Origin of the sequence: Klebsiella sp. TF21-TM (assembly GCF_019753495.1) — a bacterium.
Taxonomy (GTDB): Bacteria; Pseudomonadota; Gammaproteobacteria; order Enterobacterales; family Enterobacteriaceae; genus Klebsiella; species Klebsiella quasipneumoniae.
Window position 1 is genome coordinate 37,239 of record NZ_JAIJYL010000016.1, and the last position, 16,392, is coordinate 53,630.

The 16,392-nt window shown below is 59.3% G+C and carries 17 protein-coding genes; 7 read left to right on the forward strand and 10 right to left on the reverse strand.

The annotated features are described in order from the left end of the window. Positions 1 to 68 precede the first annotated feature (68 nt). From K5R89_RS16210 to blr, 4 genes are all read right to left on the reverse strand, one after another. Positions 69 to 509, reverse strand: a complete 441-nt coding sequence (locus tag K5R89_RS16210; RefSeq protein ID WP_064154530.1) for a DUF2569 domain-containing protein — start codon at positions 507 to 509, stop codon at positions 69 to 71. A 75-nt stretch (positions 510 to 584) separates the two neighbouring features. Next, positions 585 to 800, reverse strand: coding sequence for a transcription modulator YdgT (ydgT, locus tag K5R89_RS16215; protein ID WP_004202843.1), 216 nt, complete (start codon positions 798 to 800; stop codon positions 585 to 587). A gap of 215 nt (positions 801 to 1,015) precedes the next feature. Then, positions 1,016 to 2,386: a GH1 family beta-glucosidase gene (locus K5R89_RS16220; RefSeq protein ID WP_217259461.1), complete on the reverse strand. Its 1,371-nt coding sequence runs from the start codon at positions 2,384 to 2,386 to the stop codon at positions 1,016 to 1,018. A 115-nt stretch (positions 2,387 to 2,501) separates the two neighbouring features. Beyond that, the gene (gene blr, locus K5R89_RS16225; RefSeq protein WP_012541534.1) at positions 2,502 to 2,639 is read right to left on the reverse strand and encodes a division septum protein Blr; all 138 of its coding nucleotides are present in this window, start codon (positions 2,637 to 2,639) and stop codon (positions 2,502 to 2,504) included. Between the two features lie 190 nt (positions 2,640 to 2,829). Between blr and K5R89_RS16230 the strand changes: the two genes are divergently transcribed. Then, the gene (locus K5R89_RS16230) at positions 2,830 to 3,870 is read left to right on the forward strand and encodes an oxidoreductase (protein ID WP_048297638.1); all 1,041 of its coding nucleotides are present in this window, start codon (positions 2,830 to 2,832) and stop codon (positions 3,868 to 3,870) included. A gap of 34 nt (positions 3,871 to 3,904) precedes the next feature. On the opposite strand, the gene add is transcribed toward K5R89_RS16230, so the two are convergent. After that, positions 3,905 to 4,906, reverse strand: coding sequence for an adenosine deaminase (gene add / locus K5R89_RS16235; RefSeq protein ID WP_004202835.1), 1,002 nt, complete (start codon positions 4,904 to 4,906; stop codon positions 3,905 to 3,907). Between the two features lie 221 nt (positions 4,907 to 5,127). Between add and K5R89_RS16240 the strand changes: the two genes are divergently transcribed. Beyond that, positions 5,128 to 5,313 carry a hypothetical protein gene (locus tag K5R89_RS16240; RefSeq protein ID WP_004202827.1) on the forward strand — a complete coding sequence of 62 codons (186 nt, stop codon included), beginning with the start codon at positions 5,128 to 5,130 and terminating at the stop codon, positions 5,311 to 5,313. A 9-nt stretch (positions 5,314 to 5,322) separates the two neighbouring features. Here K5R89_RS16240 and K5R89_RS16245 read toward each other — a convergent pair whose 3' ends face one another. Then, complete coding sequence (locus K5R89_RS16245) at positions 5,323 to 5,691, reverse strand: hypothetical protein (RefSeq protein ID WP_004202826.1); 369 nt, start codon at positions 5,689 to 5,691, stop codon at positions 5,323 to 5,325. 243 nt (positions 5,692 to 5,934) lie between these two features. Here K5R89_RS16245 and cybB point away from each other — a divergent pair, with 243 nt between their 5' ends. From cybB to K5R89_RS16260, 3 genes are all read left to right on the forward strand, one after another. Next, positions 5,935 to 6,462: a cytochrome b561 gene (cybB, locus tag K5R89_RS16250; RefSeq protein WP_064154532.1), complete on the forward strand. Its 528-nt coding sequence runs from the start codon at positions 5,935 to 5,937 to the stop codon at positions 6,460 to 6,462. 106 nt (positions 6,463 to 6,568) lie between these two features. After that, on the forward strand, positions 6,569 to 6,844 hold the full coding sequence (locus K5R89_RS16255; protein ID WP_004202822.1) for a metal/formaldehyde-sensitive transcriptional repressor: 276 nt from the start codon (positions 6,569 to 6,571) through the stop codon (positions 6,842 to 6,844). 24 nt (positions 6,845 to 6,868) lie between these two features. After that, entirely contained in the window at positions 6,869 to 7,987 is a 1,119-nt protein-coding gene (locus K5R89_RS16260) for an S-(hydroxymethyl)glutathione dehydrogenase/class III alcohol dehydrogenase (RefSeq protein ID WP_023289916.1), read from the forward strand. A gap of 68 nt (positions 7,988 to 8,055) precedes the next feature. Here the strand turns inward: K5R89_RS16260 and K5R89_RS16265 are convergent, their stop codons facing one another. The 4 genes from K5R89_RS16265 to pcaH form a co-directional block, all read right to left on the reverse strand. Then, on the reverse strand, positions 8,056 to 10,428 hold the full coding sequence (locus K5R89_RS16265; RefSeq protein WP_217259460.1) for a membrane-bound PQQ-dependent dehydrogenase, glucose/quinate/shikimate family: 2,373 nt from the start codon (positions 10,426 to 10,428) through the stop codon (positions 8,056 to 8,058). Positions 10,429 to 10,705: 277 nt separating this feature from the next. Beyond that, positions 10,706 to 11,629, reverse strand: a complete 924-nt coding sequence (locus K5R89_RS16270; RefSeq protein WP_023289914.1) for a LysR substrate-binding domain-containing protein — start codon at positions 11,627 to 11,629, stop codon at positions 10,706 to 10,708. A gap of 177 nt (positions 11,630 to 11,806) precedes the next feature. After that, positions 11,807 to 12,427 carry a protocatechuate 3,4-dioxygenase subunit alpha gene (gene pcaG, locus K5R89_RS16275; protein WP_023289913.1) on the reverse strand — a complete coding sequence of 207 codons (621 nt, stop codon included), beginning with the start codon at positions 12,425 to 12,427 and terminating at the stop codon, positions 11,807 to 11,809. Beyond that, complete coding sequence (gene pcaH, locus K5R89_RS16280) at positions 12,424 to 13,164, reverse strand: protocatechuate 3,4-dioxygenase subunit beta (RefSeq protein WP_008804660.1); 741 nt, start codon at positions 13,162 to 13,164, stop codon at positions 12,424 to 12,426. Before pcaH ends, pcaG begins: the two co-directional genes overlap by 4 nt. A gap of 239 nt (positions 13,165 to 13,403) precedes the next feature. Here pcaH and K5R89_RS16285 point away from each other — a divergent pair, with 239 nt between their 5' ends. Both K5R89_RS16285 and K5R89_RS16290 read left to right on the forward strand, forming a co-directional pair. Continuing rightward, on the forward strand, positions 13,404 to 14,747 hold the full coding sequence (locus tag K5R89_RS16285) for a VOC family protein (RefSeq protein WP_032453101.1): 1,344 nt from the start codon (positions 13,404 to 13,406) through the stop codon (positions 14,745 to 14,747). A 41-nt stretch (positions 14,748 to 14,788) separates the two neighbouring features. Beyond that, positions 14,789 to 16,294 (forward strand): carboxylesterase/lipase family protein, encoded by a 1,506-nt coding sequence (locus tag K5R89_RS16290; protein ID WP_023289910.1) that lies wholly within the window; start codon positions 14,789 to 14,791, stop codon positions 16,292 to 16,294. Positions 16,295 to 16,392 lie beyond the last annotated feature (98 nt).

A 16,392-nucleotide genomic window follows, 5' to 3' on the forward strand; every position in this document is an offset into this window, starting at 1 on the left:
GAAACGAAAAAAAGCCGCTTATTATCGAATAAAACGATACCGGCGACAACAGGTTAAGTGTGGGGTTTTTACGGATTAACAAAGGTCCGTTTGACCCGCTGTGAACGGCGAAAATAGGGCGCCAGCAGCGCGGCGGCCAGCAGCGGGAACAGTAGCTGACGCAGAGCAAGGGCATCCGAAACGGGGGAGAAGGCAAACGCCTTTATCGCCAGCAGCAGCGTAATGAGCAGCCAGATAATATAGTGTTTCCGCACCAGCGAGCGCCGCTTGAAAAAGGCGATGGTCAGCCAGAGCGTATAAAACCACATGGCGAGGGCAAACAGCAGCGAGGCGACCCACAGCGCCATGTGTCCGGTGCTCATGGCGCGCAGCAGGGCCCAGGTCTGCGGCGACATGAGGGCATTGGCAAAAAATAGCAGCGATAACGAGGCGCTCAACAGCGCCAACAGCAACCAGGCCAGCGGTGCCAACAGCCAGCCGCCGATGCGCTCCGCAGATTGAGACGTCATGTTTCTCCCCTATTCAACGCCAGTATATAAAAGCAGGCCGGGAAGTATAAGCAACTGGCGTGAAGGATGACAGTCTTACTGCACGAATCGCCAAACGGATTTAGGTACCTGGCCCACATCGAACAATTTACCACCGGAAACCAGCTCTGCCCGGCGATGGTCGGCGGCGCGATACATATTAACGATCTCTTCGGTGTCAGTCAGGGAGTAGTTAAGGTGATCAAATAGTTTTTCAAGACTTTCCAGCGAACTGATTTTGCGGAATTTTAATAAATAGTCCAGAACGGTCATTTTCGTATCCATTTTATAATCGGAATAATTACGTTGAATATTATCAGCATTCACTAAACCTACTCTCAACCAACGGCGCCTTCTGCCGGGTCCGCGTGGCATGATTCAGGTTATAAAAACCCATGACAAGGAGCAAAGCCAACCTTGAAGAGCAGGGAGATGTTTAAGAATATTCTAAATCAGACCGGGCGCCGAATGGCGCCCGCAGGAGAAGATTAACGCTGTTCGCCGCGGCTGGCAATAACAGATTTGTACCAATAAAAACTCTTCTTTCGTTTGCGTGCCAGATTTTGCTGGTGGTCCACATAGACAAAGCCATATTGCTTTTGATAACCGTTGAGCCAGCTCAGCAAATCGATAAACGACCAGGGATAATAGCCGCGGACGTCCGCTCCCTGCGCCAGCGCCTTTTCCAGGGCGCCAATATGGCTGCTCAGATAGTCGATTCGCGGATCGTCGACCACCTCACCGGCAATAATCGGGTCTTTCGCCCCAAGGCCATTCTCGGTGATATAGATCGGGATATCGCCATAGCGCGCCTTGATCATCATAATGCCGTCGGTCAGCCCCTGCGGCCAGATCTCCCAGCCCCATTCGGTATAGGTGCTTTGCGGATTACGCACGAAATAGAATAACCCCTCCACGCCAGGCTCGCCGCCGGTGGGGATTTCGGGCGGCTGGGCGGATACCGTTTCCCGACGATAGTAATTCAGACCGATAAAGTCACAGCGGTTGTCTCGCAGCAGCGCGTCGTCCCCTGAAGCAAAGCGCGGTACGCCCCACAGCGCTTGAGTCTGCGCCAGCAGGGCAGCAGGATAGGCGCCTTTTAGCACCGGATCGTACAGCCAGTGGGTATGGATGGCGTCAGCCAGGTCGGTAGCCTGCCGGTCTGCCTCGCTGTCGGTGAGTGGGGTATGCGGCTGCAGCACATTGACGAAACCAATCTCGCCCGCCACGGCCATCTCGCGAAAAGCCTTCACTGCCAGCGCATGGGCGATAAATACGTGATGACAGGCCTGGATGGCGCGCGCCGGATCGCGAACGGCCGGGGGATGCAGGCCGTTAATGTAGCCGTGGCCGATGAAGACAATGGTCTCGTTAAAGGTCGCCCACAGCTTCACCCGCGAACCAAAGCGCGCGTAGCACAGGCGGGCATACTCGGCGAAGGCCTCGGCGGTGCTGCGTGCTTCCCAGCCGCCCTCATCCTGCAGGGCCTGCGGCAGGTCCCAGTGATAGAGGGTGATCATCGGCTCAATATTATGCGCCAGCAGTTCATCGATCAGATCGCTATAAAACTGCACGCCTGCTTCATTAACCTCGCCGCGCCCGGTGGGCAGCAGGCGGGGCCAGGAGATGGAAAAGCGATAGCTCTGCAGGCCCATCTCGGCCATCAACGCCACGTCTTCGCGAAAACGGTGATAGTGATCGACGGCGATATCGCCGGTGGTCCCTTCAAAGGTGGTTCCCGGCAGGTGAGAGTAAATATCCCAGATTGACGGTCCTTTACCGTCAGCGTCGTGCCCACCTTCGACCTGATACGCTGCGGTAGCGGCACCCCATAAAAAATGTTGCGGAAAAGCGGCCATGAAAAAGCTCCCAGTCTGATGATAGAGGGAGTGTAATCAAAGCAAGGAGAGTTGTGCAACCGGTTTCTGAAACCGGTTGCACAGTTGCGAAGCAGGTCACTGTTTCACGGCGGCGCTACTTTGTCTGCACCACATCCGCTGGCGGTGGCGACTGATAATTATCAATATGGTGCGCGATAACCAAAAGCAGTGCGGAAATCCCAAAAACAATCCAGCCAATAAGTTCTACAATACGGGTAAAAACAGTCGTCATAACACTTCAATATCCTTTGAACACAGTGGGAAATGTTACTCCATGGTCAGCAGATCACAAGGGGTATCTGTCTGATTTTGCACGCATGCGGTAAAACCTTGAGTGAAAAAATGATAAGTTTGATTCGCGGTTTGTAAGAATATTCTCATTAACCAGATATTGACATCAGCTGAATAAGCGAGGCGGTAACATGAGTGATGCGATCCGGGTGGGGCTGGTGGGCTATGGCTACGCCAGCAAAACGTTTCATGCGCCGTTAATCAGCGGCACGTCGGGCCTGGCGCTGACGACGGTCTCCAGCAGCGACGCGGCCAAAGTTCATGCCGACTGGCCTGGCGTGAAGGTGGTCAGTGCGGCGAGTGAATTGCTGAACGACCCGGAGATCGATCTGGTGGTCATCGCCACGCCGAACGACACGCACTTCCCACTGGCGAAAGCGGCGCTGGAGGCCGGGAAGCACGTGGTGGTGGATAAACCCTTTACCGTGACACTGTCACAGGCTCGCGAGCTGGAGAGCCTGGCGAAGCACTGTGGTCGGGTGCTGTCGGTATTTCACAACCGGCGCTGGGACAGTGATTTCTTAACGGTCAGAACGTTGATCAACGAAGGCCAGCTGGGAGAGGTGGGTTACTTCGAATCACATTTCGACCGTTTCCGGCCGCAGGTGCGCCAGCGCTGGCGGGAGCAGGCGGGCCCCGGGAGCGGAATTTGGTATGATCTTGGACCGCATCTGCTCGACCAGGCGGTGGCGCTGTTTGGTCTGCCGGTGAGCATCACGGTCGATCTCGCTCAGCTTCGGCCCGGCGCGCAATCCACTGACTATTTTCACGCGGTGCTGGCCTATCCCCAGCGGCGGGTGGTGCTGCACGGCACATTGCTCGCCGCCGCGGAGAGCGCGCGCTTTATCGTCCACGGCTCGCGGGCCAGCTATATCAAGTACGGTCTCGACCCGCAGGAGGAGCGGTTGAAAAATGGCGAGCGTTTGCCGCAGGAGGACTGGGGGTATGATATGCGTGACGGTACCCTCACTCGCGCTGAAGGCGACGAACGCAGCGAGGAGACGTGGCTGACGCTGCCGGGCAATTATCCCGCTTACTATGCCGCTATCCGCGATGCGCTCAACGGGGTGGGAGAAAACCCGGTCCCGGCCAGCGAGGCGATTCAGATCATGACCCTGATTGAGCTCGGTATCGAGTCGGCCCGGCACCGCGCCACGCTCAGCCTGGTGTGAAAAAAGCCCGGCAGCGCGGCTGCCGGGCCGGTAATCAGCCTTTGGCCACCCGCTGAATGAGCGCGGCTTTTTCCTGTTCGCTGAGAAACGCCTGAGTCAAACCGTTGATCTGCGCCTGGCGGATCTGCTCCCGGCTCAGGCCCGCCGCCGGCGCCGCCACGGTGTATTCGTGGATAATGTCGACCCCCTGGACCGCCGGATCGTCAGTGTTGAGGCTCGCCAGCACGCCGTGCTCAAGGAACTGCTTCAGCGGATGCTGGGCCAGAGAGGGCACGGTGCTGGTTTGCACGTTCGAGGTGAGGCAGGATTCAATCCCGATGCGGTGCTCGGCCAGATAGTCCATCAGGGCGGGATCCTGTACCGCTTTTACCCCATGGCCGATGCGCTCGGCGCCCAGTTCACGGATGGCCTGCCAGATACTTTCCGGGCCGGCCGCTTCGCCAGCGTGGACGGTGATATGCCACCCGGCATCGCGAGCCTGGTTAAAATGACTGAGGAACAGCGCCCCCGGGAAGCCCAGCTCATCGCCAGCGAGGTCGAGGGCGGTGATGCCATCGCGGTGGGCGAGCAGGGCCGCCAGCTCTTCCTGACAGGCCGCTTCGCCAAAGGTGCGGCTCAAAATGCCGATCAGGCGGGCGTCGACCTGGAAATCGCGGCACCCCTCACGTACCCCGGCGATCACTGCCTCTACCACGCCGTCGACCGGCAGCTGGTGGGTCATCGCCATATAGCGGGGGGAGAAGCGCAGCTCCACGTAGTGCAGGCCATTGCGCGCCGCGTCTTCGACGTTCTCATACGCCACGCGACGGCAGGCTTCCAGCGAGGCCAGGACTTTCACCCCCCAGTCGAGCTTGGCGAGAAAACTGACCAGATCGGGCTCCAGGCTGGTGACCTGGACGTGGGGACGCAGCGTGTCAAGGGTGGTAGCGGGAAGGGTGATGTTAAACTCGCGGCCAAGATCGAGGATGGTTTGGGCCCGGATGTTACCGTCAAGGTGGCGGTGAATGTCGGTTAATGGCAATGAGGAATCAATCATGGTCGCACTCTTTTTTTAGTTAAAGTGCACGTCATTATACAACAGATACCTAACGCTTTAAAACGATTGAAAAAAGGCAAAAGAAACAAACGCCTGCGCCAGGCCCGGCCGGCGCAGCAGAATGCGGCGCATAATCATTTACATTTATATTTTATTTGAATGTATTCATGTTACATATTAAATTCTGCTTACTTTATCGACGATGAGGCAGGGATGCGGATGTGGAAAGCGTAATCCATAATAATATTGAGGGTTTTCTGCTGTTATTATTAAGCATGTGGCCCATTCTGTTGGTGGTATTCGTTGGCGTCGCCATCTCCTTCTATACCATGCTGTTACGCAAAACGGCGCTGGCCTGCCTGCTGTTCGCCGTCGCCATCGGCGCCGCAGGCTGGAGCTTTGCCTGACGCCAGGCCTCAGGGTTTATCCAGCAGGCTCATACTGGAGGTGGCGGCGCCATCATTCAGATTGGACGGCGAATGCCAGTCGCGGCCCGCCAGGGCGCTGTCTCCCTGACCGCTGCTGGCGACGCTGTCCTGCTGCGTCGACAGCGTTGACCCTTCAAGCGCTTCCTCTGCCCCCGACTGGTCGGGCAGAGAACTGCTATACCCGCCATTGTTCGAATACGTATCCATACCGTTGACTTCATTCGGCACCGTGTCGGTGGTGGTCCCGTCATCGTTAATGCAAAATGAGCCGCCGATGCCGTTAGGCTGACAGTCCGCGGCGAAAGTCGGGCTGGCCAACGCGGTCAGCAGCAATAGCGGTAAGCTAATTTTCTTCATTTTTATCTCCATACGCAGCGTGGCCGACAGATGTTCTCAACTATAGAGGGGAGAGCGCGGCGGCAGGTAACAAAACTGTTTAATTTTGTAATAGCTCATGGTATCCGGCGCCCGTTCGCGTGGCCCGGGCGCAGCGGCTCGGCACAATGCGGTAATCATTTGTTAATTCAACGTAAAGGTTAATGAAAATTTAAGGGAAGGCCGCTATGTTGGCAGCATCACACTTTCCATTAAGGATATTCCATGCGCGATAAATATTCCGGCCTGCAGATTGGCATCCACTGGCTGGTCTTCTTGCTGGTGGTGGTGGCCTATGCGGCGATGGAGCTGCGCGGATTTTTCCCCCGCAGCGATCGGCCGCTGATTAATATGATTCATGTTTCCTGCGGGATCGCCATTTGCGTGCTGATGGCGGCGCGTCTGCTGCTGCGGCTGAAAACGCCGACGCCGCCGATCGTGCCGAAGCCGTCGCCAATGATGACCGGTTTCGCCCATCTCGGCCATCTGGTTATTTATCTGCTGTTTATTGCCCTGCCGCTGATCGGCATGGTGATGATGTACTGGCGCGGAAATCCCTGGTACGCCTTTGGCCTGACCATGCCGTATGCCCCACAGAGCGATTTTGAGCGGGTGGATACCCTGAAGGCGATCCATGAATGGTTAGCCAACGCGGGGTACTTCGTCATTGGCCTGCATGCCTTCGCCGCGCTGCTCCATCATTACTGGTGGAAAGATAATACCCTGCTGCGGATGATGCCTCGTAAGCGCTAAATGATCGTTACCCTTTTTGCCTGACCCCGTCCCGCGACGGGTTTTTTTTTGCCTTTGCGGCTAATAAAATATAGTATACCCCCCTATATGATACGGAGGCGTTATCGTGCCACATTCACCTGAAGATAAAAAACGGGCCCTCAGCCGCGTACGCCGCATCCGCGGCCAGGTTGAAGCCCTTGAACGCGCGCTGGAGTCCGGCGAACCCTGTATGACTATCCTTCAGCAGATCGCCTCGATTCGCGGGGCGGCAAACGGTCTGATGGGCGAAATGGTGGAGATCCACCTGCAGGATGAGCTGGTCAGCGGCGACACCACCCCGGACCAGCGGGCCGCGAGAATGGCAGAGGTCGGTCATCTGCTACGATCTTATTTAAAATAACATCACGACGAGGAAGAGACAGTTATGAAATCACGCGCAGCAGTGGCCTTTGGCCCCGGTCAGCCGTTAAAAATCGTAGAGATTGACGTCGCGCCGCCGAAAAAAGGCGAAGTTCTGGTGAAAATCACCCATACCGGCGTGTGCCATACCGATGCCTTCACCCTTTCCGGCGACGATCCGGAAGGCGTCTTCCCGGCGGTGCTGGGCCATGAAGGCGGCGGCGTGGTCGTGGAAGTGGGCGAGGGCGTCACCAGTCTTAAGCCGGGCGATCATGTCATCCCGCTGTATACCGCCGAATGCGGCGAGTGCAAGTTCTGTAAGTCGGGTAAAACCAATCTCTGTCAGGCGGTGCGCGCCACCCAGGGCAAAGGGCTGATGCCGGACGGCACCACCCGTTTCTCGTATAACGGCGAACCGATTTATCACTACATGGGCACCAGCACCTTCAGCGAATACACGGTCTGCGCTGAGATCTCGCTGGCGAAAGTCAATCCGCAGGCGCCGCTGGATAAAGTGTGTCTGCTGGGCTGCGGCGTGACCACCGGCATCGGCGCGGTGCATAACACGGCGAAGGTTAAGCCTGGGGATACCGTCGCGGTCTTTGGTCTGGGCGGCATCGGCCTGGCGGTGATCCAGGGCGCCGTGCAGGCGCAAGCCGGGCGCATTCTGGCGGTCGATACTAACCCGGATAAGTTCACTCTCGCGAAAGAGATGGGGGCTACCGACTTTATCAACCCCAACGACTACGATAAGCCCATTCAGGATGTGATCGTTGAGCTGACCGACGGCGGGGTGGATTTCAGCTTCGAGTGCATCGGTAATGTCAATGTGATGCGCGCGGCGCTGGAATGCTGCCATAAAGGCTGGGGCGAGAGCGTCATTATCGGCGTGGCCGGCGCCGGGCAGGAGATCAAGACCCGTCCGTTCCAGCTGGTGACTGGCCGGGTGTGGCGCGGCTCCGCCTTTGGCGGCGTGAAAGGCCGTAGCCAGCTGCCGGGAATGGTGGAAGACGCGATGGCGGGTAAAATTCGCCTCGACCCGTTTATTACTCATCGCCTGCCGCTGGCGCAAATTAACGAGGCCTTTGACCTGATGCATGAAGGCAAATCGATTCGCACCGTGATCCACTTTGGCGACCAGTAATCGCTAACGCGCATGGCGTTTCGTCAGCAGCAAAAAAGGGCCCGAATGGGCCCTTTTGCTTAGGTCAATCAGTGATGGTCAGGAAGCGCGTAGGCGATAATGTAATCCCCGCGATCCGGAGACTGACGGGCGCCGCCCGCATTGATAATGATGTACTGCTTACCGGTTTTCGGCGACACGTAGGTCATCGGGCCGGACTGACTGCCAACCGGCAGACGGGATTTCCAGATCTCCTTGCCGTTAGCGGTATCAAAGGCGCGCAGGTAGAAATCCTGGGTGCCGGCGAAGAACAGCAGCCCGGACTGCGTCGCCAGCGACGCGCCAAGGGTCGGCATACCGATCGGAATCGGCATATGCATGCGGATCCCCAGCGGCCCGGTATCCTCTACGGTGCCTACCGGCACCTGCCACACCAGTTTCCCGGTTTTCAGATCCACAGCGGACATGGTGCCGAAAGGCGGTTTCTGGCACGGAATGCCCAGCGGCGACAGGAAACGTTCGCGCATGGCGCCAAACGGCGTGCCTTCCATCGGCACGATGCCCATCTCAATGCCGCTGGCGTCTTTCGCTACCTTTTCGCGCGGCACCATATAGTTGGCGAGACCGAGACGCATATCGTTAACGAACATCAGGCTGTTGTTGGGATCCACCGAGACGCTGCCCCAGTTCATGCCGCCGAGCGAGCCCGGGAACTGCAGGGAGCGGTCTTCCCCCGGCGGGGTAAAGACCCCCTGGTGGCGCATCTCTTTGAACTGGATACGGCACAGCAGCAGGTCGATCGGCGTCGCGCCCCACATATCGGACTCGGTCAGCGTCTGGTTGCCGATCATCGGCATTCCCACCGAGTAAGGCTGCGTCGGCGAGTAGCGCTCGCCTTTGACGTTGCCCACCGGCACTGGCCGCTCTTCCACTTTCGCCACCGGCTCGCCGGTTTCGCGGTTGAGCATAAAGATCATGCCCTGCTTGCTGGTCTGCACCAGCACCGGGGTGGTGCCGCCCTTGCCGTCAGGCAGATCGTACAGCAGCGGCTGAGACGGCAGGTCAAAGTCCCACAGGTCGTGGTGGGTGGTCTGGAAGTGCCAGCGTACCTGGCCGGTCGCGGCATCCACAGCGACGATGGAGGAGCTGTATTTGTCGTCCAGCGCGGTTCGTTCGCCGCCGAAGAAGTCTGGCGTAGCGTTGCCGGTCGGCAGATAGATCAGGTTCAGCTTCGCGTCGTAAGACATCGCCGACCAGACGTTCGGCGTGCCGCGCGTATAGGTCTGGCCCTCCGGCGGTACGCCGGTCAGCGCCGGATTACCCGGATCCCACGCCCAGGCCAGTTTACCGGTATGGACGTCAAACGCGCGGACCACCCCCGGCGGTTCGCCGGTAGAGTAGTTATCCGCGACGCGGCCGCCCACCACCACCACATTGCCCGCGACCAGCGGGGTGGAGGTCTGTTGATAGTAGCCCGCTTTGACTTCGCCCATTCCGACGCTGAGGTCGACAATACCGCGATCGCCGAAGCTCTCGCACAGTTTGCCGGTGTCGGCATCAATGGCGATCAGGCGGGCATCGATCGTCGGCAGGAACAGACGACGGGAGCAGGCGGCAGGCTGGGCGCCTGACGCTGGCGTCGTCTGCGCCTGGCTATCTTCGTAATAGCCTAAGCCGCGGCAGCGCTGCCAGTTAGGCGAAGAGGACTTGGAGTCATAGCGCCATTTCTCTTTGCCGCTGTCGACATCCAGCGCCAGCACTTTGCTGTATGGGGTACAGACGTAGAGGGTATCGCCAATCTGCAGCGGGGTATTCTGATCTTCCGCGCCGGAGCCATTGCTCTGCGGAATATCCCCAGTATGCGCCACCCAGGCTACCTGCAGCTGGTTGACGTTGTGCTTGTTGATTTGATCGAGAGCGGCGAAGCGGTCGCCGTGGGTGGTGTTGCCCCAGTGCGCCCAGATTTTCTGCTCTTCGCCCGGCGCGACGGGTTTCACCGGTACCGCTTCCGTGGCGCTGACCAGCGGTTCGGAATTAAACATCCAGCCAAAGCTTCCCGCCAGCGCCACGGCGAGCACGGCGGCGATGGCAAAAGCCGGGCCTTTTTTCGCCGGCGGGCTGGCGAGGAAAGGCCAGACCAGGGCGGCGAGAAAGGCCAGCACGCCAAGGGCGAACAGGCGCGAGAAGAGCGGCCAGAAGTTCCAGCCAGCGTCGCCGATCGCCCAGATCACTGAGGCGATAAACGCCACGGCGTACAGCAAAATCCCGCCGCGGCGGCGACGGAAAATTAGCACTGCCGCGATAACCATCACCACGCCCATCAGCGCAAAGTACAGCGTGCCGCCGACGAGAGCCAGTTTTGCCCCCAGAATACCGATAGCCAGACCGATGATCAGCATCAGTCCGGCGAGAAGCCACTGCAGGATCCGGGGGAATCCGCGCGGCGCGTTGCCAGTTGTCATGAAATCTCCTTAACCACACCAGCCACCTCATTACGAACCAAATGAAACAAAGTTATTTTGTTTTATTTTTGAATGAAGTGGTTTTTATCTTCATAAAGCCAAATTTATTGCCTGCTTTGATTTCATATGAACCATTTGGTGAAATCGCGATATGATAGATCTGTTAAAGAAATTTGCGCAAATGTTAATAAATAATTTCGCACTAAATGATTATTTTGCTGAATGTGTCTCAGTCGGCGTCGGCTCCCCGGCCGCGACGGGCCGGGGGAGCGGCGGATCAGGCAGGCATTGATTTACGAATAGCGCTGAGCAGGGTGTGCGTCCCGGGGGTCAGCGTCGCATCGACGCGGGTTAAAATGCCGATGGGCTCCCCGGCGCCCTGGGTGGCAATCGGCAGGGCGGTTAGTACGCCACGGCGAAGATCGTCTTTCACCGCCCCGGAAGGGACGAACCAGACATAGTCAAAATCAACTGTTAGCTGGCGCGACAGGGAAGCGGACAGAGTCTCGATGCAGCCGGCGGGCATTTTACACCCCTGGCTCTGGAGCAGCGCTTCGGCGTTTTGCCGCGGCACGGTGCCCTTTGGCGAGACCACCACCGGCCACTCCATCACCCGACTGAGGGTCACCGTCTCCTGCAGCAGGGGATGTCCCGGACGAACCACCAGCTTAAGGGATTCCAGGAACAGCAGTTCGTAATGCAGGCCGCTCATCAGCTCCGGATCGGACATCCGTCCGATGCCGATGTCGATCTCCCCGGACTTTAACCCGGCGAGCAGCATGGTGTTGTTCATGGTGGCGACCTGCAGCGTGATATCTTTTTGCTGCTTATGGAACTGGCCGATCACCGTCGGCAGGATCCCCAGCGCGGCGGTAGGCAGCGCGCCGATGCGTACAATATCGTTATTCAGGCCCTCTTTACGGTTCAGCGCCTGGCCCGCCGAGTTAAGGGCATCAAGCACCTTCACGGCATGAGTCAGAAACTGTTCCCCGACCAGGGTCAGCTGCGCCCCCAGACGTCCCCGCTCAAACAGACGGGTACCGGTCAGCTGTTCAAGCTCGTTAAGCGTTTTTGAAAGTGCTGGCTGGCTCAGATTTAAAGTTTCAGCCGCGCGCCCCAGCGTTCCCTGTTGAGCGACGGCCACGAAGGTGTGTAGATGGCGCAAGCGAATGCGCTGACTGAAGAGACCATTTTTTTCCATAGTAAGATGATGTTAAAAACACAGCGGTGAAAGAGACAAGCGGCCTTGTTTAAATTTGATAACCAGATAGCAAAATATTTTTAACATTTGAGCTGATTACATTACAAGATCTTTCCCTATGGTTTAACACGCCGCCGCCCCGGCTGTGCGGGGCGACGGCGGTGGTCAGCATGGCCGCTAGATATCGAAAAAGACGGTTTCGTTCTCGCCCTGCAGATAAATGTCGAAACGATAGACCACTTCCGCACCGCGAACTTCGCGCTCAGCGATTAAGGTTTTGCGTCTCACCTCCCACTCGATGAGATTCAGCACCGGGTCGCTGGCGTTGGCCTCGTGCTCATCGGCAAAATACATCCGCGTATTGAGGCCAATATTGATCCCCCGGGCCACCACCCACAGATTGACGTGCGGCGCCATCAGACGGCCATCGCGGCCAACCACCGCGCCGGGCTTGATGGTTTCAAAGCGCCAGACGCCGGAGGTGAAGTCAGAGCAGGTGCGCCCCCAGCCGCGAAAGCCTGGGTCGACCGCTTTCTGCTGCTGACGATCGTCAGGATGGTTATAGCGTCCCGCGGCGTTGGCCTGCCAGATCTCCAGCAGCACATCGCGGACCGGGGTTCCGGAGCCGTCGATAACCCGGCCTTCAATGGTGATCCGTTCCCCGACGGTATCGGCGGTGGTGAGAACCGGACCAAAATTTTTCTCAAAAATATGGAAACCCGCGGCGTCCGGCGCCAGACCGATATGAACATAGGGTCCGGCGGTCTGCGAGGCGGTTTCAGGCAGATACTCTTTCATCGGGCGGCCCCCTGAGTGCGATTTTCAAACAGCGTGGCGCGATGGCCGCGCAGAACAAGGTCGAAGCGGTAGGCCAGACAATCCAGCGGCACGGCGGCGTGCATGTCCAGCTCGGCGATCAGGGTGCGCACGGCGTCGTCATTATTAATGGTTCTGACGATCGGGCACTGCTTGATCAGCGGGTCGCCTTCGAAATACATCTGGGTGATCAGGCGCTGGGCCCAGGCTTCGCCTGAGAGCGAGAAATGAATATGCGCCGGACGCCAGTCGCTGGCCTGGTTGCGCCAGGGGTAGGGGCCGGGCTTGATGGTACGAAAACAGTAATAGCCGTTCTCGTCGGTCAGCACCCGGCCGCAGCCGCCGAAGTTCGGGTCAATCGGCGCCAGATACTGATCTTTTTTATGTCGATAGCGGCCGCCGGCATTGGCCTGCCAGACTTCCACCAGGGTGTTTTTCATCGGTCGGCCGAAGCCATCCCGCACGTAGCCGTGCACAATGATCCGCTCGCCAATCGGCAGGCCTTCTTTGGCATAGTTAAGGATAAGGTCATTATCCAGCGGACCCAGGTCGTCGCGGCTAAACACCGGGCCGGTGATCTCCGACAGCGAGTTCTGCAGGGAGATCAGGGCGTTTTTCGGGGAGCGCAGGACGCTGGTTTTATAGCCCGGGGCGTAAGCGGGCGGGTGACTACTGTAATCGCGATGGATAACCTCGCGCGGGGACCATTTATCGTTCATCGGGTACTCCGTATAGAGGGTAGAGGGGCATGTTGTTGTAATGTCGCCAGAAACAGTGTGTGTAAATGTATTGTTAATTTAAAGTGAAATTACCGGGTGTTTTTCATAACCATCGGTTATGTTCTGCGCTATGCCCGTGACCGGAAGCAGGTTATCGCCATCACAGTTTGTAAATTCTTCCCCCCGCCGGGAGGCAGCTTTCCTACACTCCAGGAAGTATTCACTGGAGGTAACACATCATGGCGAACACCATCACGGCTGATGAGATTCGGGAGCACTTTTCGCAGGCCATGTCGGCCATGTACCAGCAGGAAGTTCCGCAGTACGGGACGCTGCTGGAGCTGGTGGCTGACGTCAACCTGGCGGTACTGGAAAATAATCCGAAGCTGCATGAACAACTGGCCAACGCCGACGAGCTGGCGCGCCTGAACGTTGAGCGCCACGGGGCGATCCGCGTGGGCACAGCGGAGGAACTGGCGACGCTGCGTCGCATGTTCGCCATTATGGGGATGTTTCCCGTCAGCTATTACGATCTCTCGCAGGCCGGCGTGCCGGTTCACTCCACGGCGTTTCGTCCTGTCGACGATGCCGCGCTGGCGCGCAATCCGTTTCGGGTATTTACCTCGCTGCTGCGTCTGGAGCTGATCGAAAACCGCGCTCTGCGCGAGCGGGCCGAGGCGATCCTCGCCCGGCGCAACATATTCACTCCCCGCTGCCTGGCGCTGATCGCCCGGCACGAGGCCGAAGGGGCGTTCACCCCAGCGGAAGCCCGCGAGTTTGTGCAGGAGGCGCTGGAGACCTTCCGCTGGCACCGGCATGCCACCGTCGATGAGGAGACCTACCACGCGCTGCATCGCGAGCATCGCCTGATTGCCGATGTGGTCTGCTTCCCGGGATGCCATATCAACCACCTCACGCCGCGGACGCTGGATATTGACCGCGCGCAGGCCCTGATGCCGGAGTGCGGTATTGAGCCAAAGGCCCTGATCGAAGGTCCGCCGCGCCGGGAGGTACCGATCCTCCTGCGGCAGACCAGCTTCAAGGCGCTTGAGGAGCCGGTGATGTTCGCCGGCGAACACCGCGGCACCCACAGCGCCCGCTTTGGCGAAATTGAGCAGCGCGGCGTGGCGCTGACGCCAAAAGGGCGCGCGCTGTACGACCGGCTGCTGCAGGCGGCAGGGACCGGCAAAGACAATCTCAGCCACCAGCTGCATCTGCAGGAGGTGTTCCGCGAATTTCCCGACAGCGAATTTCTGCTGCGTCAGCAGGGGCTGGCCTGGTTTCGCTACCGCCTGACGCCGGCTGGCGAGGCCCATCGCCAGGCGTTTCGCCCGGGCGACGATCCCCAGCCGCTGATCGAGCGCGGATGGGTGGTGGCCCAGCCCATCGTCTATGAGGATTTTTTACCGGTCAGCGCGGCGGGCATTTTTCAGTCCAATCTGGGTAACGAAACCCAGGCGCGCAGCCACGGGAATGCCAGCCGCGAAGCCTTTGAGGCGGCGCTGGGCTGCCCGGTGCAGGATGAGTTTGAACTGTACCGGCAGGCGGAGGAGCGCAGCAAACGACGTTGCGGTCTGCTGTAAAATCAGTACCCTGCTGGCATCAGCCTTACAGGGAGCAGGTTATGCAACATCCGTCGAAACCGTTGGCGAAAACCCGGCAGGGCACGCTGGCCGGGAGCGCAGAGCAGGGGATCCATATCTGGCGCGGCATTCCGTACGCCGCGCCGCCCGTGGGGCCGCTGCGCTGGCGCGCGCCGCAGCCTCCCGCCCGCTGGCATGGCGTGCGTCAGGCCGACGCCTTTTCCGCCGCCAGCTGGCAGGACATTGACTACTGCCGCGAACTTGGCGGCGGGGATCCCGGCCGCTTCAGCGAAGACTGTCTCTATCTCAACGTCTGGGCCCCCGCCAGCGCAGCGCAGCCGCTGCCGGTGATGGTCTGGTTGCACGGCGGCGGGTTTACCATCGGCGCCGGCAGCCTGCCGCCTTACGATGGCCTGGCGCTGGCCAGCCGCGACGTGGTGGTGGTGACGGTCAACTACCGACTGGGCCATCTTGGCTTTTTCGCCCATCCGGCACTGGAGGAAGAGGCGGGCGAGCGTCTGTATAACTTCGCGCTGCTCGACCAGATCGCCGCCCTGCAGTGGGTCCAGGAGAATATTCACGCCTTCGGCGGCGACGCCGCCAACGTTACGCTGTTTGGCGAATCCGCCGGGGCGCGCAGCGTGCTGTCGCTGATGGCCTCGCCGAAAGCGAAAGGGTTGTTCCATAAAGCGATAATTCAGAGCGGGTATACCTTACCCGATCTGCCGCGAGAAAAGGCGCTGGAGAAAGGCCGCCTGCTGGCGGAACGCTTCGCCTTGCCGCAGGCCAGCGCCGAACAACTGCGGGCGATCCCGGCGGAGGCCTTCTGGTCGCTAACCGCCCCGCTGAATATCGGGCCAGCGCCCATCGCCGGCGATGTGGTGCTTCCGCAGCCGATGCTGGAGACCTTTTTTGCCGGGCGCCAGCATCCGATGCCGGTGATGATCGGCTCCAATAGCGATGAAGCCAGCGTGATGGCGGTGTTTGGCGTCGATATCGCCGGGCAGATCCAGAAACTGCGCCGCGAGCGCCGTCTGGGGCTGGGACTGATCAAACTCCTCTATCCCGGCGTGAAGGGGGATGAAGCGCTGGGGCGGGAAGTCTGTCGGGATATGGCGTTTACCACCCTCGGCTATGTGGTGATGCAGGCCCAGCAGCGCGTGGGCCAGCCATGCTGGCGGTACTGGTTCGATTATGTGGCGGAAGCGGAGCATGATGTCTATCCGCACGGCGCCTGGCACGGCAACGAGGTACCCTACGTGTTTGATAACCTGCGGCTCACCGACCCGGTGCGGCAATATGCCAGTGAAGCGGATCTGGCCTTCGCCGCTCAGGTCGCTGACTACTGGGCCCAGTTTGCCCGCGTCGCCAGCGGCGAGCAGGTGCTTGCCGGCGCGGTGCGTTGGCCGGCGTGCGTGCGCGGACGGGATCGTCTGCTGCGCATTGGCCTGCATAAGCGTGCCGGCTTTAAAGTGGAGAATCGCTTTATGCGCGCCCGGCTGGCGCTGTTTCGCCGGGTGATGAAGCATCACGTGACCCTCGAATAAAGGGGATGGGTCGCGGCTCAGCGGGGCGCGGCCCTGCTGCAGGCCGCGGGCGGCTAAGAAACGCCCCGGCGACGATACAGGATGAGTGCTTTCCGCTT